The organism is Opitutia bacterium KCR 482 (assembly GCA_029269845.2).
Taxonomy (GTDB): Bacteria; Verrucomicrobiota; Verrucomicrobiia; order Opitutales; family Intestinicryptomonadaceae; genus Merdousia.
In genome coordinates, this window is record CP149973.1 from 187,914 (window position 1) to 212,406 (window position 24,493).

General features: G+C 55.0%; 13 protein-coding genes. 6 read left to right on the forward strand and 7 right to left on the reverse strand.

Annotation, left to right across the window (positions count from 1 at the left end):
• Positions 1 to 3 precede the first annotated feature (3 nt).
• From P3B99_000815 to P3B99_000825, 3 genes are all read left to right on the forward strand, one after another.
• Positions 4 to 1,995, forward strand: coding sequence for a TonB-dependent receptor (locus P3B99_000815; GenBank protein WYJ07669.1), 1,992 nt, complete (start codon positions 4 to 6; stop codon positions 1,993 to 1,995).
• Positions 1,996 to 1,997: 2 nt separating this feature from the next.
• The gene (locus tag P3B99_000820; protein WYJ07670.1) at positions 1,998 to 2,975 is read left to right on the forward strand and encodes a hypothetical protein; all 978 of its coding nucleotides are present in this window, start codon (positions 1,998 to 2,000) and stop codon (positions 2,973 to 2,975) included.
• A gap of 159 nt (positions 2,976 to 3,134) precedes the next feature.
• The gene (locus tag P3B99_000825; protein WYJ07671.1) at positions 3,135 to 4,373 is read left to right on the forward strand and encodes an FN3 domain-containing metallophosphoesterase family protein; all 1,239 of its coding nucleotides are present in this window, start codon (positions 3,135 to 3,137) and stop codon (positions 4,371 to 4,373) included.
• Positions 4,374 to 4,534: 161 nt separating this feature from the next.
• On the opposite strand, the gene P3B99_000830 is transcribed toward P3B99_000825, so the two are convergent.
• Together P3B99_000830 and P3B99_000835 are read right to left on the reverse strand one after the other, a co-directional pair.
• Complete coding sequence (locus P3B99_000830; protein ID WYJ07672.1) at positions 4,535 to 5,581, reverse strand: class I mannose-6-phosphate isomerase; 1,047 nt, start codon at positions 5,579 to 5,581, stop codon at positions 4,535 to 4,537.
• Between the two features lie 110 nt (positions 5,582 to 5,691).
• The gene (locus tag P3B99_000835; protein ID WYJ07673.1) at positions 5,692 to 6,669 is read right to left on the reverse strand and encodes a helix-turn-helix domain-containing protein; all 978 of its coding nucleotides are present in this window, start codon (positions 6,667 to 6,669) and stop codon (positions 5,692 to 5,694) included.
• Positions 6,670 to 6,870: 201 nt separating this feature from the next.
• Between P3B99_000835 and P3B99_000840 the strand changes: the two genes are divergently transcribed.
• A complete protein-coding gene (locus tag P3B99_000840) occupies positions 6,871 to 9,618 on the forward strand; it encodes a family 78 glycoside hydrolase catalytic domain (GenBank protein ID WYJ07674.1) in 2,748 nt (915 codons plus the stop codon).
• 106 nt (positions 9,619 to 9,724) lie between these two features.
• On the opposite strand, the gene P3B99_000845 is transcribed toward P3B99_000840, so the two are convergent.
• Positions 9,725 to 11,533 (reverse strand): DUF5696 domain-containing protein, encoded by a 1,809-nt coding sequence (locus P3B99_000845; protein WYJ07675.1) that lies wholly within the window; start codon positions 11,531 to 11,533, stop codon positions 9,725 to 9,727.
• A gap of 211 nt (positions 11,534 to 11,744) precedes the next feature.
• Here P3B99_000845 and P3B99_000850 point away from each other — a divergent pair, with 211 nt between their 5' ends.
• A complete protein-coding gene (locus P3B99_000850) occupies positions 11,745 to 15,269 on the forward strand; it encodes a DUF4091 domain-containing protein (GenBank protein WYJ07676.1) in 3,525 nt (1,174 codons plus the stop codon).
• 95 nt (positions 15,270 to 15,364) lie between these two features.
• On the opposite strand, the gene P3B99_000855 is transcribed toward P3B99_000850, so the two are convergent.
• A complete protein-coding gene (locus tag P3B99_000855) occupies positions 15,365 to 16,645 on the reverse strand; it encodes a hemolysin family protein (GenBank protein WYJ07677.1) in 1,281 nt (426 codons plus the stop codon).
• A 261-nt stretch (positions 16,646 to 16,906) separates the two neighbouring features.
• Between P3B99_000855 and P3B99_000860 the strand changes: the two genes are divergently transcribed.
• On the forward strand, positions 16,907 to 20,137 hold the full coding sequence (locus tag P3B99_000860) for a glycosyl hydrolase (protein WYJ07678.1): 3,231 nt from the start codon (positions 16,907 to 16,909) through the stop codon (positions 20,135 to 20,137).
• A 185-nt stretch (positions 20,138 to 20,322) separates the two neighbouring features.
• Here P3B99_000860 and P3B99_000865 read toward each other — a convergent pair whose 3' ends face one another.
• Genes P3B99_000865 through P3B99_000875 form a run of 3 tightly spaced genes read right to left on the reverse strand, consistent with a single transcriptional unit; the run spans position 20,323 to position 24,488 of the window.
• Positions 20,323 to 21,651 carry a sugar porter family MFS transporter gene (locus P3B99_000865; protein ID WYJ07679.1) on the reverse strand — a complete coding sequence of 443 codons (1,329 nt, stop codon included), beginning with the start codon at positions 21,649 to 21,651 and terminating at the stop codon, positions 20,323 to 20,325.
• Positions 21,652 to 21,669: 18 nt separating this feature from the next.
• Positions 21,670 to 23,736: a pyruvate formate lyase family protein gene (locus P3B99_000870; protein WYJ07680.1), complete on the reverse strand. Its 2,067-nt coding sequence runs from the start codon at positions 23,734 to 23,736 to the stop codon at positions 21,670 to 21,672.
• Entirely contained in the window at positions 23,733 to 24,488 is a 756-nt protein-coding gene (locus tag P3B99_000875; protein WYJ07681.1) for a radical SAM protein, read from the reverse strand. The genes P3B99_000870 and P3B99_000875 overlap by 4 nt, the downstream gene beginning before the upstream one ends.
• Positions 24,489 to 24,493: the final 5 nt, after the last annotated feature.

Genomic DNA, 24,493 nt, shown 5'->3' on the forward strand with positions numbered 1-24,493 from the left:
AGAATGTTTGACTTTATCGGAAAAACCGCGTTTGCGGGGGCGTTTGTAGCGTTCCCGCTCGTTTTGTTTTGCGCGGAGCCGCAAATGCTCGAACCCGTCGAGGCAACGGCGTACCGCTTCGAAACCGACGCGCTCGACCAGCCCGTAAATTCGACCGTAATCACCTCCGAACAAATCGAAAAAAGCGGGGCTATTACCGTTCCCGAACTTTTACAGCGCACGGGCAATATACGCTTCATGAGCTACACGGGGGATTCGTCGAACAGCAATATTTCAATGCGCGGCTTCGGCGAAAATTCGCAAATGCGCGTGCTTGTGCTCGTGGACGGGCAGAGGTACAACCGCGCCGACATGTCGGAAACAAACTGGCTGCAAGTGCCGCTTTCCAACGTCGAAAGCATCGAGATTTTGAAAGGCTCGCAAAGCGCGATGTACGGCAACAACGCAATCGCGGGGGTCGTAAAAATCAACACGAAAAAGGGCGCGCCCGAAAACACGCTCGAAGTAAACGGCATGATTGGCTCGTACGGCTTGTACAACGTGGACGCCGCCTTCAAGGGAAGCGCGGGCGACTATCTCTACAACCTCGACGTCAACCGCTACAACAACGACGGCTACCGCGAAAATTCGCGCTCGTGGGCGGACACCGTAAACGGGGCTGTCGGAATGGACATTACGGATTCGATAAAGCTCGAACTCACGGGCAACTTTTCGCTCTCCGAAACCGAATACGCAAGCGGCGGAAATTGGGAGGACGACCCCCGCAAGGCGGACCTCCAAATGCTCTATAAATACAAGGGCGGAGTCTATGCGGCGACCCTCAAAACGGAGTCGTCGGCGGGCAGGGGGGAAGTCCAGTTCGGCGCGAATTTCAGAAACAGGATTATCGAAGAGCCGAACGCTCTCATCAAAACGCAAAAAGTCAACGACCAGCTTACTTTTACGCTTTCGCCGCGCTTCGAGCTGGACAAATTCGAAGACTGGACTTTCTATACGGGCATAGACTCCGACTTCACCAAAATCGATTTCGACTCCCTCCGCTTCTCTCGCTATGGGCTGCAAAAACCCGACACCGCCGACGTCGAACGCGGCGACATCGGCGGCTATATCGGCGCGGAGTACGATTTTTCCGAAGACCTGATTTTCTCGGCGTCGGGACGCGCCGAAGGCTCGTTCACAAGCGTCGACTACAAAAAATACCGCTATGTCGGAGCGCGTCCGCCGCAGTTCCTTCCCGATAAATCGTACGACGAAAGCCAGTGGCAGGGCGGTTTTGCGGGGTCGTTCGGCGCGACATACAAGCTCGACTCCGAAAATTCCGTCTACGCCCGTTTCGACCAAATCTACCGCTATCCCTCCACCGACGAAATCGCGTTCTATCAGGGCTACGACACGGCGTCGTTCCCGTTCAACAAAGACTTGAAGCCCGAAATTGGGCAGAACTACGAGCTTGGCTACAAATTCATTTCGGGCGGCTGGAACGTAAACGCGAGCGGCTACGCAATGTTCCTCGACAACGAAATCATGTACGTCAAATCCACAAACCTCAACGAGAACCTCGCGCCCACAAGACGGCTCGGCGCGGACGTGTCGGTCTCGTACGACGCCCGATATTTCGGCGTCTTCGCGGGAATGTCGGCGGTGGATGCGCGTTTTTGCGGGGGAATTTACGACGGCAAAAAAATCCCGCTCGTCTCGCCGTTTTCGGGTTCGGCGGGGGTCGTGGCAAAGCCGCTCGAACGGCTCGACATCACCGCCCGCGGCAACTGGTCCGTCCCGCAGGTCATGGGCGACGACTTCCGGAACGTCCAGCAAAGCGTTCACGGCTATTTTACTTTCGACCTCCTTGCAAACCTGACCCTTTGCGACTACGCCTCGCTCTTCGGGGCAATCGAAAACGTCTTCAACGAAAAATACGCGGTTTTCGCATATTCAAACAAATACTATTTCTGCGCGGGTAGAACTTTCAAAATAGGAATTAAAATAAGGTATTAAAGATGAAAAAGACACTTGCAATATTATCCATAATACCGTCGCTGCTATCGGCGGGCGAATATTACATTCCGCAAAACGGCGAAAGCTACACCATCGACGACTTCGGCATTCAGTATTGCGGAGCGGCGGGCGAAGACGCCTCGAAAACGTCGGAGGTCTTTTGGAGAAACAGCAAAATCAAGGCATGGGCGACGGGCTACAAAGACCTTGCCTACGGAGCAAACGTAATCGACAAATGGAAGACGCCCGAAAAGGCACTCGGCTCGGCGGGGCTTACCGACTACGGCAATACGGACCCGTCTTCGCCCAACTACGACCCAGACGCAAGCTCGCTTTACCATATTGTTTCGCTCGGCGACGGCGGCTCTATTACAATGACTTTCGACCGCGCAATCACGAACGGGGGCGGATTCGATTTTGCGGTTTTCGAAAACGCGGTCAACGCGGGATTCCTTGAACTCGCATACGTCAGCGTTTCGACGGACGGCATAAACTTTGCGACCTTCCCGAATTTCTATGTAGGCGGAGACCCGATAGGCTCGTACGACAACGTGAACTATCCCGAATACGTCTACAATCTGGCGTCGAAGTACGTCAACGAATTCGGGCACGGCTTCGACCTCTCCGAGCTTGAATTCGCCTACAACTACGCGAAAGCGCACTACGACCCCGAAACGGACTCGGTTATCAATAACAGCGCGTTTTCGCTCGAATACACCAAGCATATCATGGAGTCTTTCGAATTGATAGACATTAACGAAATCAACTACATTAAAATAGACGACATCGTAGGCGACGGCTCGTGCGTGGACAGCGCGGGCAACCCGATTTACGACCCGTACCCGACTTCCGAAAGCGGCGGCTTCGACCTGAACGCAATCGGCGTGCTCAATCAGGTTCCCGAACCCGCCTCGACCTGCGCGGTATTCGCGGTTGCGTCGCTTGCGATCGCCGCGTTCGCAAGAAGAAAACGCGCATAGCAAGCCTTTTCCGAAAACGGAGTTTTGGGCGCGTCCCGAAGCTCCGTTTTTTTATGCAAACACGGGCGGCGCGGATGTAAAACGCGTTTTTGTTTGACACGCTCGGAGTATGTTTTAACATCGAATTTTTAAATCTGTTGTTATCTAAAAAGGGGTATTATGACTGTCAAAGGATTGGGAAAAATCGTTTTGATTGCGGCGTTTGCGGGCGTTTTCCCGCTGTCGTGCTTCGGGGCGCAGGCCGCTTCCGCGCCGGCCGACGGCGGAAACAAAATGACAAAGGCGGATTTCAGGCGCATTAAAATTACGCACGGCCCGTGGGTGCATTCGCTCACAGACGCAAGCGCAATCGTCCTGTGGACGACCGACTGCGACGCCGTCTCGTGGGTGGAAGTCGCGCCCGACGACGGCTCGCACTTTTACGAAAGGGAACGCAAAAAATTCTATCAGTCGCCGCTCGGAAAAAAGGCGGCGGGCACTTTGCACGCCGTGAAAATCGACGGTCTGAACCCCGACACCCTCTACAATTACAGGGTGTTTTCAAAAAAAGTGATGTTCGAGCAGGGCGAGGCAACGTACTACGGCTTCACCGCCTCCACGAGGGTATACCGCAAAGATCCGCTTAAATTCAGGACGCTTGGCTCGTCAAAAAAGGAAATCAGATTCTCGGTTCTGAACGACACGCACGAGCGCGTAAAATACATTAAAAACATGCTCTCCGTCGTCCCCGAAAAAACGGACTTCCTGTTGCTAAACGGCGACATGGTTTCGAACATCGTCTCGCGCGACGCCTTCCTTTCGTCGTTCGTGGACGACTTCGCCGCGTTCTGCGCAAACGGGACTCCCATGTTCTACGCCCGCGGCAACCACGAGACGCGCGGGGCGATGGCAAAGGACATTCTCGAATACTTCCCGACCGACACAAACAAGACATACTACACGTTCAAGGTTGGGCCTGCAATGTTCGTCGTTCTCGATTCGGGCGAGGACAAGCCTGACAGCGACATCGAGTATTTCGACCGCGCCGACTTCGACAGCTTCCGCGAACGCCAAGCCGAGTGGTTCAAGCAAGTTGTGGCGTCAAAAGAGTTTAGGGAAGCTCCCGTGAAGATTTTGATTTCGCACATTCCGCCCGCGTGGGGGAATTGGCACGGCTCAAAGCACTTCCAGAAGCACTTTGCCGAAACAATCAACGGCGCGGGATTCTCGCTGATTTTGAGCGGGCATCTGCACAAGCACGAATTCTACGCGCCGTCGAACTTGATTAACGTGCCGAACATCGTAAATTCGAACAAGGAAATGCTCAATGTAAAAGCGGGCGAAAGGAAAATCGAAGTGGCGTTTGTCAACGAAAAGGGCGAAAAGGCTCGCGACACTCTTGTGTTCGACGTCAAGTAAACCGGAACTCCGAGTTGCGGGAGGCGGCGCAATTCCCGTCGCTTCCGTCGTCCACGAAAAGAAAGCAAGCGCAGGCGGGCGCGGACTCCGCAAAAAAACGGTCGGGCTTTCCAGCTCTACCGTTTTTGCGACTCGATTTTTACGTTCGCGCGTTCGGGCATTTACTCGGAGCGCGGCGGAAGGCATTCGGCAAATTCGATATTTCCCGAAACTGAAATCCGACCCTTCAACTTGTGCGGCAGCAGAAAATAGTCTCCCTTTGCGAATTTGCGCGATTTCGAACCCCACGACAATTCTCCGCTTCCGTCGGTTGCTATGTAGATTGCGGGCGCGGAGGGCAAAACCGCCGACGCGCCGGTGAGCCGAAAGCGGTTTACGGCAAAGCACGGGGTGTCGTCGTAGCCTATCAGCCGCTCGATTTTTACGCCGTTTTTTTCGAGCAGTGTGCGGGGCGTCATGGCGCATTTTTTCACGGCGTCGCTCCCGAATGTATCGAAGTCGAAGCACTCCATTGCCGCCTTTTTGTCCAAGCCGAGGAAGCGCGTGGTGTCGTCGATTTTCCTGCCGAGGCACCACGATTCCGAAATAATCGTGAAGTCCGTCGGCTCCTGCACCTCCAAAATCAGGCAGCCCGCGCCGATTGCGTGGACGATTTTCGGACGTATCAGAAACACGTCGCCGACTTTCGGCGTAATTGCGTTCATGCGCTTTTCGAACTCTTCGGGCTTTTCTTCGGCGGCGTCTACGCGCTCCAAAAACTCTTCGGGCGTCATCTTTTCCTTGAAGCCGAAATACAGCTTGGGATTTTCGCGGACGCCGAGCACAAGCCAAGACTCGGTTTTGCCGTAGCCGCTGCCGAAATATTTTTTCGAAAACGGCTTGTCGGGGTGAACCTGCGACGGCAGGCGGATTGCGCTGTCGAGCACTTTCACGAGCACGCCGAAATCTTCCGCGCCGCCGAGAATTTCCTCCCCGCGCGTTTCGAGAAGCTCGGCAAGCGCAATGTCCGTTCCCTCAACAACCGACATTCCCTCGTTCGGCGGGCGGTTGGGCTTTATGGATTTCACGGCGGAGGCAACCCATTCTTCGGGATATTGCCCATCGACTTCCTCGTCGCCGAAGAAATCTCCGAAGAGTTTTCCGCCGCTGTAAAGGCGGTAAACCCTGTTGCGTTTGAAAAAAATCGGGGAGTCTATTTCGTATTTCATGCGCGTAAACTTCGCCCGCAAGTCTATCGGTTTCGGATATTTCGCGCCATAAAAATAAATGGTATGCGCCCGCCGATGTGGTATGCGGAATTTGCGCCGAACGGGCGACTTCAACCCTTTTCCCGACGAGCCGCCGACGGCGTTGTCCCGAAATGCCGCTTGAACGCGCGCGAAAACGCGTACTGGTTTGCGTAGCCGAATTTCTTCGACGTTTCGGCGACTCCCGCGCCGTTTTTTAGCATTTGCATTGCGCCGTCAAGGCGCAGTTTGAGCGAAAGTTTCGCGAAGCTTAGCGAGTACTTCAAGCGGCAGAATTTTTCGAGAGTGTCAGGCGAAACTGCAAGCGATTTCGCCGTCGCCGCCGCCGAGCGGAAACGCGCTTTTCCCGCCGAAATTTTTGCAAGCTCCGTCTCGATTTTGCCCGCTTTTGCGTCGGGGGAGGGCGAGCCGCAGGCGATTCTGCGCATGATTTCGGTTATCGACTGCGCGGTGTTTGCAAGAACGGACGGCGACTGTCTGCCTCTGAAAAGTTCGCACTCGTAGGCGTGAGCAAGGGCGAGCAGGGTTTCGGAGTCGGAAGGGGACTTTTTTACGGATATTTCGGCGCGGCTTTCGTCGAGCCAGTCGGGGGCGATGTGCGCCCAGAGAATCGAGGCGTCGGTTTTTTCGGCGCGTATTTGAAGCAAATCGGTTTCGGGCGGCGCAATCAAAACGTCCCCGCGGGCGAGGACGCCTTTTTTGCCGCCGCCCGAGAATATTAGATTTCCGCTTTCCACAACAAACAATGTTATGAAACGCTGCCTGCTTATTATTTGGCAGTAGCCGCGCGCCTTGTTCGAGAAGCCTATTCGCATGATTCCGCAGCGTTCGAAAAACTTGGGGACCGGTTTCTCGGAACGCTTTATATGCCGCCCCGCATCGCGTTTCAGGAAAGAGTCGGACATCAACAGCGGCGAGCCTTCGAGGTACACGTTTGTGGAGCGTTCCGTCCAGCGGAAGAGGTCGTTGTCTCCGCCGTATTGCCAGACGTATTTGCCGCCGCATTGTTCCGATTGTTCCATGAGGGCGACTATTTTCAAAATCGCCATTCACCGCAAGAAAATATTTTCTTCCGACCGAATCGCGGGCTTGCCGCATTGCGGGAGCATATGAAAACGGCGTCATAGAACTTTGTTTTTTGTAGGATTTGTATGATTAATGTGTTGACGCGTTCGGGGCGCATGGCAGAATTGAACGCAAATTAACGGGGGCGGAGGAATGCCCCGTTTTGTTGTAAAAAAGGCATCTATATGAAGAAATATTATGCAATCTTTGCGGGGGCATTTGCGCTTGCCTGCGCGTCGTGCGTGTCGGGCGTTTTCACGGCGGGCGCGCCGACCGATTTGACTGTCGGCGAATTTTTCGAAAACCCGCTCGGCTATTCGCTTGAATCGCCGTCGTTTTCGTGGCGTTTGCCTGCGGGCGACGGGCAACGCCAGACCGCCTATCGGATTGTTGTTGCGGGCGAGCCGTCGATGTCGGCGGAATCCGTTGTGTGGGATTCGGGCAAGGTTGAATCGGCGCAAAATATAAAAGTGCCGTTCCCCAAAAGCGTGAAGTCGCGCGAAAAGCTTTACTGGAAAGTCCGCTTCTGGAACGCCGACGGCAAGCCGAGCGCGTGGTCTGCCGTCAACCATTTCGAGGCGGGGCTTGACTCCGCCGACTGGCGGGCGAGCTGGCTGTCGTCGTCCGACGAGCCGCAAGCCGCAGACAGAAAGTTCGACTTTCAGGAGCGTCAGGGCGTTCTGAAATACCGCAACGTTCCGCCGGCCTATTTCAGAAAGACTTTCGTGCTGAAAAAGGACGTCAAAAAGGCGCGCCTCTACCTCGCGTGCAGGGGGATTGCAAAGGCGCATGTCAATTCGGAGAAAATCGGCGACGACTATTGGTGCACGGGTTGGACCGAGTACCCGATACGCGTCCAGTCTACAAGCTACGACGTTTCCGAAAACCTCAGACGCGGCGCGAACGCAATCGGCGTCGAGCTTGCCGACGGCTGGTATTGCGGCATTCAGGCGTGGTGCTACCAGCTAAAAGGGCGCACGTCGCTCAACCGCTACAAGCCCGACTTCATTTTACAGCTCGAAATCGAATACGCCGACGGCACACTCGAAACCCTGCTCAGCGACGCTTCGTGGAAATTCTCCTACGGCGCGAGGCTCGACGCCGACATCTACAACGGCGAAAAATACGACGCCCGCCGCGAGTTCGGCGCGTGGGTTTCCGCCGATTTCGACGACTCCTCGTGGCGCAAGCCCGCTGTCGAACAACGCTCGGAAACTCCGCTCATCGAGCCGCGCCGCTGCGAGCCGATTCTCTGCACCGACACATTCAAACCCGTGTCGATTCGCAAGACGGGCGAAGGCGTTTTCATTGTCGATTTCGGGCAGAACTTTGCAGGCATAGAACGCCTGAACTTCCCGTCGCTTCCGTCGGGCACGTCAATCAAAGTGCGTTGCGCCGAAATTTTGAAGCCCGACGGCTCTTTCCACACCGAAAACTACCGCTCGGCGGAATCGACCGACGTCTACATTTCAAACGGAAAACCCTTCGTTTGGGAGCCCGCCTTCACATACCACGGTTTCAGATATTTGGAGCTTAGCGGGCTGCCCGCAGACTTCGAGCTTAAACCCGAACACATTGCGGGTCTTGCGCTCCGCACCGCCGCGCGAATGGCTGGCGGCTTCGAGTGTTCCGACCCCCTCATAAACCGACTGCAAAGCAATATCCAGTGGGGACAGCGCAGCAACTTCTTTTCGACCCCCACCGACTGCCCCCAGCGCGACGAGCGCATGGGCTTCACGGGCGACGTGCAGGTGTTCATGTCAACCGCGCTTTACAACATGAACCTCGACGCGTTCTTCGTCAAGTGGACGACCGACCTAATCGACGCGCAGGGCGAAGACGGCATCTACCCGTACTTTGCGCCGAATCTGCCGAAGTATTTGTACGCAACCCCGGGGTGGTCGGACTGCGGCGTCACCGCGCCGTGGGACGTCTACCTTTTCTACGGCGACAAAAAAATCTTGGAGCGCAACTACGGCGGCATGGTCAAATGGGTGCTCTACCAGCAGAAAAATTCCGACGGGCTGATAGCTCCCAACAGGGGAATCGGCGACTGGCTTCAACCCAACCCGAAGCCCAAAAAGCGCATGCACGGCAAACGCTACGCGCCCGACACCCCCGACGACCTCATCGGCACGGCGTACTTTGTCCGTACAGCCGACATTCTCTCGAAAACGGCGGCGGTCTTGGGCAGGGCGGAGGATTCGCGCAAGTTCGCGCAACTCGCCGAAGACGTCCGCGCCGCGTACATCAAACGCTTTGTGTCGCCCGACGGCTCGGTTGTTTCGGACGCGCAAACGGCGTATCTGATGACGCTCTCGAACGACATAATAAGAGACACCGCCCTGCGCGAAAAGTGCTTTGCAAAGCTTGTCGAAAGAATAGCCGCCGACGGCTACCAGCTGAACACGGGCTTTCTCGGCACTCCGCTGCTCAACCCAACGCTCTCGCGCTTCGGGCGCAACGACATTGCGTTCAGGCTGATGACGAACCGCACAATGCCCTCGTGGCTCTACGCCGTAGACAACGGCGCGACCACCATTTGGGAAACATGGGCGGGCGAGCCCGACATGTCGTTCAACCACTACGCGTACGGCGCGATTGGCGAATGGCTTTACAGATACATCGGCGGGCTGTGGCTCGACGAATCCGCGCCCGCGTTCAGGAACATAATTTTTGCCCCGAAGCTCGACGGCGTTTCGCTAAGCTACGCAAAAACTTTCCATATCACCCCCAACGGAAAGGCGGAAAGCTCGTGGCGCAAAACCCCGAACGGGCTTGTGTGGGACATCGCAATTCCGCCTAACTCCACGGGCACGATAGAGCTTCCGTGCTCCGACGCGTCAAAGGCGAAGCTCGACGGCAAGCCCGTAGATTCGCTCGTGATAAAGAATGTCGCGAGCGGCTCGCACAGGGTCGAAATCGCGAAATAGATTCGCAACGCCGAGCCTTTGCGGGTTCGGCGTTTTATCTGCAATAAACAAAAAAAAGGACGCCGCGTCCGCGGTGTCCTTTTGTTTTGCCGAATGCGTTTGACGCTTAGAAAAGCCTGCTCCAAAACGACGGCTTGAAAAGCCCGTACGACTTCGCCTTTACCGTCTCGCCCCGATATTCGAATGGAACGTCGCGGTAGTTGCAGAGCACTTTCTCGCCGTTCGAGTACTTGACAAGAAAAACGTCTTTTGCGATTTCGCGGTGGTCTTCGATGAACTGGAATTGCAGGTGGCGGAGTTTCATGTAGTCGTCGTACGCGCGTTTCATGGGCGCGAAGTCGGCGTTGTTGTAGTCTATGTAGTAGAACGTTGGCCTGCCGCCGAATTCAATCATTTTCAGATAGCGGTTTTCGGTCGAGCCGAGGTAGTTGAAAGACTCGTTGCTGTCGGAAAACTTCTCCGTATTGTGCGGGTAGGACGCGTCTATTGTGGCGTAGAACGGCCCGCCGCTCATGATTATTCCGTGGTAGACAACCTGCCAGAGCGGAACGGAGGTTTTGACGAATTTAGGATTTTTGAAATCGCCGCCGACCCAATCGACATACAGCGCGTAGTCGGTAGCCCCCGCGATGTGGTCTATGCCGCCCTCGCTGCTGAAACCTCCGAAAGCGTCGATGTACTTTTGCGAAACCCTGCGCTGCCATTCCGCCATTTCCTTTCTGTTGTTGGGGTGGAGCGGATTGTTGCAGGTTGCGGGCGGGCGCGCCGTCGTAACGTCGACGTGCATTACGCCGTCGATTCCCAGACGCTTTATGCCCGCGATGTCTTCGTCGAGCCACCTGTCGTGGACGACCTGAAAGCATGTGAAGTAGACCTGCCCGCCGGGGAGCACGGTGTATTTGAATTCGTTGCCCTTTTCGTCCCAAGCAACGTCCAGCTTGTTGTAGCGCGACGCCGACTGCACGGCGTCGTGGTTGTTGCCGTGCAGTGTCATTTGGAAACCGAGTTTTTTGCCGAAATCGATAGTCTCAACCATGCCCTTTTCGCCGCCAAGCTCTTGGGGAATCGGGAAGAGGTCGGGGTAGGGGCCGTCGTGCCCGCCTTTCTGCCAGCCCACAAAGCAGAATTCGACGTCGTCCATGCCCGCCTTTTTTATGCGGTCGAGAATCTTGCGCCCGTCTTCGAACGTGTACTGGACGGTCATGGGAATCTTCGCCCATTCCGAGTAGGGCACACCCCTGCGCACGCGCGTTGAAAATTTGACGCGCACATATATTGAGTCCGCCGCCTTTTTCAGGCTCTTGCTGTCCTTGACCCTCTCGGCAAGCGGGCGCACCTCGCCGCGCGAAAGCTGGTAGTTGCGGTAGACCTTTCCGACGTCCACATAGCTTGCGCCGTTGCCGAGCTTGTAGAAGTCTACCACGATGTCCTCGTAGGGGTCGCAGCGGATTTCCTTGATTTTGAAGCGCGGGAAGACTTCGTAGTTGCCGCCCGACGCCTCCGCCGTAGGCTCGAATTCAAGCCCCAAGCCCTTTACGACGACCGCCGCGCTTCCGCGGGGAGTCTTGAAGCCGAACAGCGGCATGCGTCGGCGGCACGAATATTTGCCGCTATCCTGCGTGAATTCTACAAGCGAGCCGTCCGCCAAGACGTACCAGCCGGCCTCGCCTTTTTTTGCCTTTGCGGCGTCGGCGACTACGTCGAGATACAGCGCGCCGCGCGGAATTTCGCGGACGGGTATTTTCACGCGGCGGACATCGCCGCCGTCGGGATTTTCGGCGGGTCTTTCCGCCTTTACTTGACGCGTTGAAACTTTGCCGTCGGGCATTGTGATTCGTATTGTCGCGGTATCGAGCGCGAACGCCGACGCCGCGCACAATGCCGCAAAAATCCCCGTTAATAATTTTTTGACCATCGTTATATTTATTGTTTGCGTTGTTGTTTTTAGCAGAGCGTTAAAATGCGCAGAAATCAAACACGCGCACGCGTTTTTTGTCAACTTATTAACGGCGGATTCCTCCCGACAAACGCCAATTTACTCTTTACAAACTCGACGTTCGCTCTATTAATTTTAGGCGTATTAACCTACGGCGCATAAACACAAAGAGAAACAAACAATACTATATATGAAAAAACTATTATTTGCCGCGCTTTTTGCGTGGGCTGGGGCATCGTTTGCGGCGGAGTGGCATTTTCCGCTGTATCTTGACGGCGGAGTTCCCGCGGCAAACAGAATTGCCGTGGACATTACAAACAAGGGAACGAAGCCCGCCGACGGCGACATTCTCAAAATTCCCGCGTCCGAGCTCGGGCTTGTCGGCAAAAAGAAAAAGTCGATAAGGGTAGTCGGCGCAAACGGCAACGAGCTTCTCTGGGCTGTGTCTCCCGACGCGGAGAGAATCGGCAAAAAAGCGTCGATTGTAGTTCCCGTCGAATGCGCCCCGCAAGGCTCTACGCGCGTCTGGATTTACTACAACGCCCCCGCCGCGCTCGAACAGCCCGACTACCTTGCCGTAGACAACGTGCTGTTCAAAGAGTCTTTCGAAAAGATGAAGTCTTTTGAAGAGGGCGGCTGGACGCAAAAGGACACCGACGAAAACCACGTCAATTCAATCACGACAAAATACGCCCATAAAGGCAAAAAATCCGTCCACACGCACGTAAAGGAGGGCTCGACGCCGAACTGGGTTGCGGTAAAGCGCACGTTCACGGTTTCGCCGTCAAAGGGCAGGGTCTCGATGTGGCTGAAATCGGAAAACGCGGTTGTCGAGAAAAACCACAGGGGCGTAAGCTTCTACGTCGCGCTCTTCCCGACCGAACGCGGAAAGAAAATCCTCTTTTTCTCTCCCAAAGTATGCCTGCGCGGAACGACGGACTGGACAAAAGCCGAGGCGTTTGTGGAAATTCCCGAAGGCTACAAAACAATGGCAATCGGAACCGTCGCGCAAATTTCGGGCGGCGACGCGTACTTCGATTCGGTGAATCTCGAATTCAAAAACGACGGCGTGGAGCTTGCGTACGCGCTCAACAAGCCCGAAAAGCTTTCGATTGAAAAAATACCCGAAGCCGACACTTGGGACGTTTCGCCCGACGAATACGATGTCCGCATGGTGTCGTCGGTCTACAACCTTTCCGAAAAACCGTCGATGGCGGGCTTGGGGTATATCCCGATTAAGCGCGTGTCGGCTGGCAATTTTTCGCAGTCCGACTTCGCGTTCTTCCGCGGCGGCAAAAAAGTGGATTTCATGCTGATGGGCGACTATATGCTCTTCGCCGTAGACCCAATCGCCCAGAAGTCCGAAATCCAATACTCGCTTTATTTCAAGCGCGACAGAAAAAACCAAATCGTGCAAACGGGCGGCACAAAGCAGTCGAGCTACGTCATGAGCGACCAGCAGGCGAACACCCGCACGGTTGTAGACGACGCGGCGTTCGAAAAAATCGTGGCGTCGCCCTCGAACATGCTCAAAAACCCCGTTTTTGCAAACGGGCTTGACTCGTGGCGAAAACGCGTGGAAACAAGCGACGAAGGCGCGGTCGTGGACGCCGACGGCAAAAAGGCGTTCCACCTCAAAATAACAAAAGACGACAAAAAATGGTACGGCGTGTACCAGAATATCGACGTGCCGCGCGGCTCGTACATCTATCTTGCAAAGCTGAAATCGAAGAACAAGACGGTAAGGATTCCGAGGCTTAGCCACTACAAGCGCGGCGGCAAGCAGCCGACATACCTGATGACGAAAACCGATGCCTCGGACGACTGGCAGTACAGCGCGCTCATCTCGCAAAACCGCTTCGACAGGGGAATATACACGGTAAACATCAACGAGTCGGGCGAGACCGACTGCCTTGTGTCGTCGGTCTATTTCGGCTCGGTGCGCCGCGCGGAAAACTACGATTACAGAACCGCGTTCGACGACGGCAAAAACGGAAAACTCGCCGCGTGGCAGGTAAATTCCGTCGCCAAGGTTTTCCCGTTCTACGCGCCGCCCGCAAAGAAAACTGCGGCGAAAATTTCGCTCGCCCGCAACGAGGTAGAAAACCTGCAACTCGCAGTACGCGCAAATACGCGCCTGAACGGAACGGAAATATGCGTCTCCGAAGCGGTCTCGGCTGACGGCTCGAAGCTGTCGGCTTCGCAGACGGCGGTCGCGGGCTATGTGGTCGTAGACTCGAAGTCGAACTACTACGGATTCTCGGAGCTGAAATTCCACGAGCTTTGCGTGCCGCCGAACTCCATGGCGGAAGTCTATCCCGACCCGATTATTCCGCAAAAGACAATCGACCTTTCGCCGAACAAAACGGAGTCGGTCTGGATTGAATTCAAGGCGGACGAAAACACGAAAGCGGGCGTCTACAAAGGGACTGTCGAATTCAAGGCGGACGGCAAGGTTGTGGGCGCAGTCCCCTACGAGGTCAACGTGTTCGATTTCACGCTACCGAAAAACACCCACCTCATGGCTCTTTTCGACAAGCGCAGCGAGGGCAGCAGCGGAACATGGCGTCAGCCCGCCACCCAGAGGGGCATTCACAACAAATTCTACGACCGCACCGCGCTCCAACGCTTCATGGCGACAAAACGCGTCTCGGTGGACTCGCACGACCGCCTTTCGTTCAAAATCGAGAACGGCAAATATTCCGCCGATTTCACCGAGTTCGACAAGTTCTGCAAGCTCTCGTTCGACGAGCTCGGACTGCCGATGATGTACCTGATGCTTCTGCCGGGGCACGCGTTCGGCATGCCGATTCCGAAGGTGGACGGCAAGGCTCCCTACGACACAAAATGGCCGTATACCGACACAAAAGACTACTCAAAACTTTCGCCCGAATTCGTCAACGCGGTATCGCAGCGTGTTAAGCTTGTCTTCGACCATATCCGAGAAAAGGGCTGGGCAAAAAACTTCATTCTGTTCATGTCGGACGAGCCGTATTATTGGAACAAGAACGTAGCAGACATGCTCAACGCGTACTTCGGGCTTATCCACAAAAACGCCCCCGACGCCCGCGTCTACACAAGCACGTGGGGCTACGCCGAACCGCTCGAAAAGCAGGTCGATGTCTGGGGGCTGAACGTCTCGGCGGCGGCGACGCCCGCGGAAATCGTAAAAATCGACAAACAGGGACAGCAAAAAGTGTTCACAACCGACGGCAACTATTGCATAGACACTCCCTACAACGCGCAGGAACGCATGATGGCGGCGTTCTGCTTCGCGGGCGGATTCCTCGGCTACGAATACTGGGGGGTTGACTGGTACATGCAGAACCCGTTTAAATGGGGCATGCACAAAGACAGAATCAGCGCGCCAGCCCCGGGAATCAAGCGGCGCAACCGCTTTCCGAACGGCGACGGCTACTTCATCTACACGGGCGAAATCATCGGCCGCAACGAGATTTTCTCTTCGGTTAGAATGGAGTCTGTCCGCGACGGACAGGAAGACTTCGAATACTTCGTCATGCTCGACAAGCTCGCAAAGGAAACGGGCGACAAAGACGCGCTCGCTACGGTAGAAAAGATAAAGTCGTACGCAGTCTACCCGAACCCCGGAGCGAGAAACTCCGCCGAAATGATGCCCGACCCCGACGCCTACACAATCACACTGCGCGAAGAGGTCGCAAGGCAAATCGAAAGGCTGTCAAAGCTCAAAAAGTAGCATTCCTCCCGACAAAAACAGGGCGACCATCACACAACAGCGCGGCTTAGCTCCGCGCCGTTGTTTTTATAAAAATGCGTTCCCTTTGCGGAGATTTATTCTTCCGAATTTTCCAGACGCTTTACAATTACTTTGTCGATTCTCGCGCCGTCCATATCGGCAATTTCGAACTCGAATCCGCCCCACTGGGCAATTTCCCCCGCGCGGGGAATGTGTTTTAATACCGAAAGAATCAATCCCGCAACGGTATTGTATTCGGCGTTTTCTCCGTCGTCCTCGACATCGAAGAAAATCAGAAAATCGTGAAACGGGCACTGCCCGTCCACAAGAAATGTGCCGTCGCGACGTTTGACTATATCCGTTTCTTCGTCGGCTTCGGGCATATCGCCGAGCACGGCGTCGATAATGTCGTTTAGCGTTACCATTCCGAGCGTTACGCCGAACTCGTTTGAAATTATGGCGTTTTTGAGCCGCAACTCGCGCATTTGTTCGAGCGCGCTGTAAACCTGCGTGTCCTCTTTGAAAAAATGGGCGGGCTTGACAACAGAAAGCACCGAAAAATTCGGATTGCCGAGTTTGCCGAAGAGGGATTCCAGCTTTACCGTTCCGATTATATCGTCGAGCGAGCCTCCGCGCGTTATCGGATACACCGAATGCTGGGTCTTCTCCACGATTTCCGAAATCTCCGCGTTTGAAAGCGATATATCTATGCTTTTCATGGCGTTTCGCGGGGTCATTATCGATTCCACGCATCTGTCGCCGAGCGTAAAAACGCGTTCTACGATGTTGCGCTCCACGGGTTGGACTTCTCCGTCGGATTCGCCTTCTTCGATTAGGGATTTTATTTCGCGTTCGGTGACTTTCGATTTTACGTTTTTTATCCCCAAAAGCCCGAGCACCGCCGAACTCGATTTGCCGAGAATCCAGACAAACGGCGCGGTTGCGACGGAAAGCGCGGTCATTGCGCCCGACACAAGCTTCGCCACTTTTTCGGGCGCGGCAAGTCCGATTCGCTTGGGGACGAGTTCTCCGAAAACCAAAGTTAAATAGGTTGCGGCAAGCAAAACCGCCGCCTGCCCGCCGAAAACCGCCCAGCTTGCGGGTATTCCGAGCTCGCGCAGGCGCGCTCCGAGCTTTCCCGCTATTGCGTCGCCCGAATAAATGCCCGTGAGAATTCCGATAAGGGTAATTCCGATTTGGACGGTCGAAAAAAACCTTTCGGGGTTTTCGGCGAGTTCAATGGCGCGCTTTGCCGATTTACTTCCGCGTTTTGCGTCCGCCGCCAGATTTGCCTTGCGAAGCGACACAAGGGCTATTTCCGACATTGCGAGTATTCCGTTTGAAATTATCAGGACGGCGATTATAACAAATTCCATAAAGTCCGCTGAATAGTACCTGCGCAAAATTTCGAGTCAAGAAAACTTTGACAGAAGCAGGGCGTTATTTGAATACCCCAGACATTATCGTAATTTTTCCCGAAAAACAACGGGCGGAAAGTGCGGGCAAAATATAGGCATAAAATCCAGACACCTCCGCGCCGAACAATTTTCTGTAAGTTTCAAAGAAAATGTTGGAAAAAGATTGAAATTTATTTGGGCGTTTGTACATTAAATTCCGTCAAACGATTTATGTCATTTATGAATTATAAAAAACTACCTTGCCTACTTTTCGCATTCGCCGCACTCGGAATGGGCGCGTGCACGGGCGGCGCCGACAACGCGCAATCCGCGCCCGAAAAAAAATGCGCGGTCGATTTGAACTACGACAAAAATTCGCAGTTCTCTCTTGAAGATTTCAAGAATCCGCCCGACGCGTACAGAATTGTTCCGTTCTGGAGCTGGAACGAAACAATGGAGCCCGCGGAGGTTCGCCGCCAGCTGCGCCTCATGAAAGAGGCGGGGTGGGGCGGCTCAATGGTTCACAGCCGCACGGGACTGCTGACCGATTACCTCGGCGAAGACTGGTTCAAGGCGGTCGACGCGTGCGTAGACGAAAGCCGGAAGCTCGGAATGTTCGTTTGGCTTTACGACGAAGACAAGTGGCCGAGCGGGTTCAGCGGCGGCACGGTTTTGCAAACCGACATCAACTATGCGATGAAGTCGCTCTTCGCCCGCCCCGTCGGCGCGGAAGTTCCCGCCGAAGCAACGCCAATCGGAAAGCCGAAGGACGGTATTCAAATTTATGTATACCGCGCAAAACAGGGCAATCCTTGGTTCAACGGTACGTCGTATGTCGACACGATGTCGAAAGCGGCAATGGGCGAATTCAAACGCTTGGCGTATGAGTCGTACTACAACCGCTACAAGGACGTTTACGGTTCGACGATTGTCGCAGAGTTTACGGACGAGCCTGCGATCTCAAACCGCAGTGTTTCCGAATGCTGGACAAACAGTGTTCCGTATTCGTCGGACTTCATCGTAGCATTCAAGAAAGCATACGGGTACGACCCTGTTCCGCATTTCCACAAGCTATTCAGCGATTGCGACGGCGCAAAAAAGTTCCGCCTGCAATATTTCCGCACGCTCAACTCGCTCTTTGAAAAGAATTTCATGGGTCAGCTTGGCGACTATCTCTCAGCCCGCGGCGCGGCTCTGACTGGCCACTGCATGGCTGAGGACGCTGGAACCATACAACACACTTGGAGTGGCAGGGTAATGCCGTACTACCGCAAAATGGGAATTCCGGGAATCGACCATTTGAGCCGCAGGGTATTTGGAATCCAGACGGGAAAACAATGCCAGAGCGTCTGCAACCAAATGGGTAAAACGCGCATGCTTTCCGAAATGTATGGTTGTAGCGGCGGTTCTTTGACATTTGAAGACCGCGAATGGATTACACACCAGCAAATGATTTTGGGGGTCAACCTCATCGTGCCACACTTGAGCCTTTTCTCTATGACGGGTTGCCGCAAGCGCGACTTTCCGCAAAATATCAACTACCAACAGCCGTGGTGGAATCTCAATTCTTATGTTGACGTTCCGCTCGCACGCGCCTGCTACGCGATGGCGCAGGGCAAATACGCCGCCGACATTCTCGTACTTCACCCACAGGAAAGCATCGCAATGAATTGGTTCCTTGCCCCCAAAGACGGCGGGCCTTATTCAAAACCGCGTGTCGTGCGCGAGCGCGTTTCGAAAATTTCGGAATCGTTTCACCCCGTTCTCGCGCAGCTTTGCGGCCAGCAGCTTACATTCGACTTGGGCGACGAGCAAATGCTTGAAGAAAACGGATTTGTAGACGGCAAGAGAATCGGAATAGGGCAGATGTCCTACGGCGTGGTTGTCGTGCCCGAAATCGATACAATCAGACCCTCGACCTTCGACAAACTCAAAAAATTCAAGTCGGCGGGCGGTTTGATTCTGCGCACGGGAAGCGCGCCGAAGTTTATCGACGGCGAAAAGTCGGCGGAGCTTGACACGTTCTTTGCCGACGTAAAATCCGTAAACCCCGAAGACTTGGGCGGCGAAATCGAGAAATTCTCGCCAGCATTCGTAAAGCTCGAAAAGAAATCGGGCGATTCGTCGCAACTGTGGACGCACGTCCGCAACCTCAACGACGGCTCGCGCCTGATTATGCTGGCAAACCTCAGCCGCGCCGAAAAGCTCGACGGCGTCGCGAAAATTCGCGGCGGATTCTCCCGCGCACAGGTGCTCGACGTCGAGACGGGAAAAATTGCCGACATCGCCGCCGCGAAAGAGGGCGACACTCTCGAACTTCCGATTTCAATAGAAACTGCGGACGCACTGTACGTCCGCGTTTCAAGGGAATCGCCCCAACCCGACGCCGCGCAGCCGAAAGCTGTCGCCGAACGCGAAATTTCGGGCTGGAGCGCAAAACGCCTCGACGACAATTCAATGACCCTCGACTACGTTTCGTTCTCGTACGACGGCGGCAAAAAGCGCATCGACGGCGAAGTTCCCGTTCTCGAAGCGATGAACTATTTGAATTCGATTAAGTACGACGGCGACGTAAAGGTTGTCTACGCTTTCAACGCCAAGAATTTCGACCCGAACCGCAAACTGCGCCTTGTGGTAGAATACCCCGAACGCGCGGAAATCAGGGTGAACGGAAAGGAAGTCAAGTACGCAGGCCTGCCTGCGTGGCGCGACTTCCGCTGGCTGCCCATTGACATCACGGGGCTTGTCAAGGACGGCAAAAACACAATCGAAATGCACTACCGCGACTTTAAATACGGCGACCTCGCCACATACAAGCCGCAGTGGCGCAGATACGGCACGGAGCTTGAAGCCGTGTACTTGGTCGGCGACTTCTCCGTCGTTTCGGTCGATACGGGAGCGCGCCCCGTCAACCCGCAGAACCTTGACTACAAGGCGAAAATTCCTAACATCGTGATGATAAAAAAAGACGCGCTCGCAATCACAAACCCCGCGCCGCTCAAACTCGGCGACGCAACTACGAACGGACTTCCGTTCTACGCGGGCAGACTCGCGTATTCCGCAAACGTCAAAACGCCGAAGAAAGAGGGCGAACGCATCGTGCTCAAACTCGGCAACCTCGACTGCCCCGTGGCGGAGGTTCTCGTTGACGGCAAACGCGCGGGCGTAATAAAGAACACGCCGTTTGAAATCGATATTACCGGTTCTGTCTCGAAGCCCGAAAGCAAAATCGAAGTAGTCCTGTACGCCTCGCTGAGAAACCTGATGGACTGCCCGCACCACGCGCTCGGCGAACTCATGAGCATCTGGCCGCGCTTCTACACAATCCAAGACCTGCCGCGCGGCGCAAAATTCTTCGATTCGCTCAAAGCGTTCGCAGACGGAACGTGGAAATCCAAGGATTGGAATTGGGACTATTGCCAAATCGAATTCGGCAACGTCGGCAAAATTTCGCTTATCACGAAAAAGTAGCGAATAAAACAAAAGCGGGGCGGCATTGCAACCGTCCCGCTTTGTGCGCAAAAACCCTTTTCAGACAGCGCAGCGCAACGTTTTGTTTGCAGAGCGTTTTCTCCGCTTCGAATCGGTAATTGTAAGCGTGCCTTGTCAAAAAAACAATAAACCGTGCCGAATGCATATTCGGCACGGCTAAAATCCTATTGTCCCGTAAGCTCGCGTTGGATTTCCTCGAGCGATTTGTCTTTCGTTATCGGAAGTTTTAGGGCGAATACGAACGTCAACGCCGCCATCAATGCGAAAAAGCCGAACGTGCATGTGGAAAGTCCGCTTTCGACGAGTATCGGAAACGCCCACGTCAGAAGCGCGCACCAGAACCAGTGTGTCATACTGCCCAAGACCTGCCCCTTCGCGCGGACGCTCGTCGGGAAAACCTCCGAAATCAGAACCCAAATTACCGCTCCGAGCGACAGCGCGAAAGCCCCGATAAACAGCATCAGCGAACCGAGCATAAAGTACCCGCCAAGCTCCTTATACTGGAAGCCCGCCGCCACGGAAAGAAGCGCAATAGTCATAAATACCGAACCGATGTAGAGCAGATTCTTGCGCCCGAACTTGTCGATAAGCAGCATTCCGAGCATCGTGAAAACAAGGTTTGTCATACCGATGAGGATTGACTGCAAAAGCGCGGATTCGCGGAACACGCCCGCGCTTTCGAGGATTCGCGGCGCGTAGTAGTTGATTGCGTTGATGCCCGAAAGTTGGTTGAATGTTGCTACAAAGAATGCGATTGCGATGGGCTTCCAGTATTTCTTCTGGAAGAGCGGCTCGGAGGCTACGGTGTCGGCGAGCGAAGTTTTGATGTCGGCAAGCGACTGCGAAACGTCGGTGTCGCCGATTTTGTCGAGCACTTCGGCGGCGCGCTTTTCCGCGCCGGTTTTTACGAGCCAGCGCGGGCTTTCGGGAATCGTGAAAAGCAGCGCGGCGAAGAGTACCGACGGAAGCGCGAGAACCCCTAACATCCAGCGCCAGTCGTTTTCGATTCCGAGCGTGCTAATGTACCAGTTCGAAATGTACGCGCTGACAAGCCCGAAAACGATGTTGAATTGGAAGAATGCAACGAACCTGCCGCGCCAGTTCGACGGCGCGATTTCGGCGATGTACATAGGTCCCACAACCGACGACGCGCCCACCGCAAGCCCGCCCATAAAGCGGAAGAATACGAGCGTCCACCAGTTCAAAATGACCGCGCAGCCGACCGCCGAAAGGAAGTACAAATACGCAACGACCTTCAGCGATTCGAGCCTGCCGTACTTTTCCGCGGGCTTGCCGCAAACGAGCGCGCCGACAATCGTGCCGAAGAGCGCGACCGCCATCGTAAAGCCGTGAACCCAACCCGAAAGCCCGTAGAATTGCTGAATCCCCTTTTCCGCGCCCGACACCACCACCGTGTCGAACCCGAAAAGAAAGCCGCCGAGCGACGCCACGAACGCCACATAAAACATATAGCCTTTTACTTTTTCCTTCATAAAAACAATCCTTTTCTACTATCCGAGGGCGAACTCGGTCCGTGCGATTACGTGGTCTTGGTAGCATTCGTCAAGCTCGACAAAATAGCCGCTCCAGCCCCAGACGCGCACGATTAGGTTGCGGTATTTTTCGGGATGCGCCTTTGCGTCCAAAAGCTTTTCGCGGTTGACTGTGTTGAGCTGCAACTGGTGTCCGCCGAGCGTTATGAACGTGCGCACAAGCATTGCAAGCTTGCGCACCGACTCCTCGTTGCGGAAGACCGACGCGTCGAATTCGAGCGTCAAAGGCCCGCCGTTTGCGACGTTTTTTAGGTGCGGCTTCGCAAAAGACTTCACAACCCCCATCGGGCCTTTCTGCGACAGGAAGAGGCTCGGCGAATAGTTGGCGGGCAGCGGTTCGCCCTCGAGCCTGCCGTCGGGCGTTGCGGGACGGTCCTTGCCGTGGAAGACGTAGAACATTGCAGTGCCCGTTCCCGCGCGGTAGCCGCCGCCGCGCTCGTTGCGCTTGTCCCCGAACGCGTCGGCGAAAGAATCCAGAAGGCGCACGGCGAGCGCGTCGGCGCAGTCGTCGTCGAGACCCATTTTCGGGGCTTCGTTGCGGAGTTTTCTCAGCAGCTCGGGCGCGTTTTTGAAATTCGTGCGGACGGCCTCGAGCATATCGGAAGCCGAAACGGATTTTTCGTCGAAGCAGTATTTTTTCACCGCCGCCAGCGAGTCAACCGCCGTCGAAATACCCGTTCCGTGCACGCCGTAGTTGTTATATTTAAGGCCGAACGAAATGTCGCGCCCCCTTTCGATTGCGTCCGACATAACCGACATCATCGGCGCGGGCTTCATATAAATGTTGCGGTGGCGCAGACACATTTCGTCGGCGCGGGCTTTGATTTGGCGCTCGACGAGCGAGTAAAACTCGTCGAAAGTTGCGCAGGTCGGCAGGTCGGCAAGCGCGAAGCTTACGCAGTCGACGAGCGAAAGCGCGTCGATGTTGGGAATGTCCGTGCCGCACTTGGGCACGATAAACTCCCAACACGCGGCAACCACGTATTCGTGCGCGTCCTCGGGCGAATAACCCTTCTCGATGAGGCTCGGAATCACAACGTCGTCGTTGCTGTACTGCGGGAAGCCGAGCCCGATTTTGGTAAGCTCCGACCCCTTTTCGAAAACCTCGAGCGGCGTTTTCGAATCTACGCGGATATTGATTTTGGGGTCGATTAGCGCAAGTTCGTAGCTTGCCCTCAGCGCCATTTCGGAAAGCTCGTTGAACATATATTCGCCCGAAAGCGAACGCCCGCCGAGCACAAGGCTCTGCCCGTTGTCGCCCTGCTGCATTCCGATGTAAAGGTCGCTGTCCTTGTTGCACGAAAGGAAAAATTCTTCGAGCAAATCGAACGCCTCATCTTTCGAAATTTTGCCGCCGTCGACGTCTGCGCGGTAGTACGGATAAAGGTATTGGTCAATCCGTCCGAGCGTGTTGTGGTAGTTGCCCGCCGCCCATATCGAGAAGTGCATAATGCGTAGCAGCTGCAACGCCTGGCGGAAGCTTTTCGCCGCGCCTCCGCGCACTGCCCGCAGGACTTCGGCGATGTCCGGCTGTCCGATTTTCTCCGCTTCTATCGCATACCTGTCTATCAAATTCTGAACGGCTTCAATCGAGCGGATTGCCGATTCCAGAAAGATGCGCCCCTGCGCGTCGGCCGTTTCGAGCCCTTTTTTTGCCGCGGCCTTGCGCGAGTCCAAACCCTCGGCGAGAACGCGCTCGTAGTCGGGCGAAAGGTTGAAGACCTCTCCCTTTTCGTGGATGAAATGCGTCGTCGAAATCTGCTCCCATTCCGACGGCGTGAAGTAGTCGGGAATGTCCCTTATCGTGCGGGTGAAAACTATTTTTTCGTTCGGCAGAATAACGGGAGTTTCCGCGGCGAGAAACGCCTCGAACATTCTGCCCGACCGCTCCTGCGCCGTCATTCCCGCCGCCCGGAAGTCCTCCGCCAGTTCGTCGAGACGCGCCGATTTCGCGTCGCGGCGGAAGGCTCTGTGAAGCCTGTCGTCCACGATATATTTTTTTAGTGATTGTATGCGTTTGTTCATAGAACAGTATATTTTATATTGTTTTTTGTGAATTCGTCAATAAAATGCGGTTGTTTCTCTGTGTCGAATGTCGGAGAATATTTTTTGCCTACCATGTAATATTTTGCGCCGGCCGTCTTGTGGTACGGCAGAATTTCGACGCGGACAAGGCTTTTCGCCCCCGCGAGAATCTCCGAGAGCGCGAGCATATTTCCGCGCGTGTCGTTGACCGCCGGAATCAGCGGAACGCGCACGATAAACGGGCGCGCTGCGGCGCAGAGCCATCGCAGGTTTTCGAGGATTTTTGCGTTGTCGACCCCCGTAAATTTTTTGTGCGTTTCGGAATCGACGGCCTTGCTGTCCATTAGAACCAAATCTACGGCTTCGGCGATTTTGCGGAACACTTTCGGCTCGGCATAGCCGCTCGTTTCGACCGCGCAGTGTACGCGCCCCTTGAGGCGCGAAACAACGTCGAAAAGGAATTCGTGCTGGGCAAGAGGCTCGCCGCCCGAAAAGGTTATTCCGCCCTCGTTGAGAGCGAATATTTTTTCGTCGCGCAGAAGTTTTTCGGCAAGCCAGCCCGACTCGACAACGCGCCCGCAGACCGAAGTTTCGCCGTTTTTTTTGACGAGCGTTTCGGGCGCGAACGAAAGCCCCTCCGGGTTGTGGCACCACTGGCAGCGCAGCGGGCAACCCTTCAAAAATACGGTCGTGCGAATCCCCGGTCCGTCGTTTACGGCGAAGTCTTCGATGCTGAAAACCGTCCCGAGCATTGCCG